Source organism: Streptomyces antioxidans (genome assembly GCF_000968685.2).
Taxonomy (GTDB): Bacteria; Actinomycetota; Actinomycetes; order Streptomycetales; family Streptomycetaceae; genus Streptomyces; species Streptomyces antioxidans.
The window spans coordinates 1-1,513 of record NZ_LAKD02000185.1 but is presented as its reverse complement, the minus strand read 5'-3'; the positions used below and the strand labels follow the sequence as shown (position 1 = coordinate 1,513).

General features: G+C 67.8%; 1 protein-coding gene. It reads right to left on the bottom strand.

Annotation, left to right across the window (positions count from 1 at the left end):
- The coding region (locus tag VT50_RS37435; RefSeq protein WP_240529487.1) for a non-ribosomal peptide synthetase at positions 1–1,478 on the bottom strand (1,478 nt) is incomplete at its 3' end.
- Positions 1,479–1,513: the final 35 nt, after the last annotated feature.

The following is a 1,513-nucleotide window of genomic DNA, read 5'->3' as shown; positions in this document are numbered from 1 at the left end:
GGCTCGCTCATCGTCGCGCACACGGTCACCTCGGTCGGACCGTACGCATTGACCACCCGCCGCCCAGGCGCCCACCGCTCCACCAGCCCCGGCGGGCACACCTCGCTCGCCACCACCACCGTGCCCAGGCTCTCGGGCAACCCATCCACCATGGCCAGCACCGACGGCGACACCGTCACATGCGTGACACCGAACTCCGCCACCACCTCGGTCAACGACCCATGGGGCGGAAGCCTGTCCGGGCCCGCCATCACCAGCGCGGCGCCCGAAAGCAGCGCCATCACCATCTCCCACACCGAAGCGTCGAAGCTCAGCGAGGCCAGCTGCAGCACCCGCGCGTCGGCACCCACCGCAAACCGCTCGATCTGGGCACTGACGAGGTTCCCGATGCCGCGATGTGTGACCGCCACGCCCTTGGGACGACCCGTCGAACCCGACGTATAGATCACATACGCCACCTCATCGACATCCACCGAAACCGCAGACGGAGACTCCACCGCCACATCCGACGGATCCCACACCAGACACCCGACCCCGGCCGGAACCAACCCCCGAGTCCCCTCAGAGCACACCACCAACACCGGCCCCGCATCCTCAACCATCCACCCGATCCGCTCGGCCGGATACGCCGGATCCACCGGAACGAACCCCGCACCCGCCTTCACCACCCCCAACAACACCGCCACCACATCCACCGACCGCTCCAACACCACAGCAACCAAATCACCACGCCCCACACCCCGCGCGGCCAACACACCCGCCACCCGATCCGACCGCTCCCCCAACTCCCCATACGACCACTCCTCACCACCCGCACCCACCACCGCCACCGCATCCGGAGAGACGGCCGCCCGCGCGTCGAAGAGTTCGCCCAACGGCCGCACGGGAACGTCACGCTCGGTCGCGTTCCACTCGTCCAGCACCCGCGCCCGCTCGTCCGGGCCCAGTACGGCGACCTCGCTCACCCGCGCCGCGGGATCCGAGGCGACCTGCTCCAACACCCGTACCAGCCGCTCGGCCAGCCCCACTACCGTCCGTTCGTCAAAGAGGTCGGTAGCGTAGAGGAACGCACCGCGGATCCCGGCCGGATTCCCGTCACCGTCGCGGTGCTCGGCCATATCCAAGGCCAGATCCACCCGCGCCGAAGCCTCCGCCCCCGACTCCAACGGACGCACCCGCAACCCCGGCAGATCCCACAACCGCCCCTCACCCACCGCAGGCGCACCCTGAAGCCCCAACGACACCTGGAACAACGGATTACGCCCCAACGACCGAGCAGGATTCAGATCCTCCACCAACCGCTCAAACGGCACATCCTGATGGGCATACGCATCCACATCCCCCTCCCGCACCCGCGACAACAACTCCACAAAACTCGGGTCACCACTCACATCACTCCGCAACACCAACGTATTGACGAAGAACCCCACCAACCCGTCCAAAGCAGCATCCCCACGCCCCGCCACCGCCGTACCCACCGGAATGTCCTTCCCCGCACCCATCCGCGACAGCA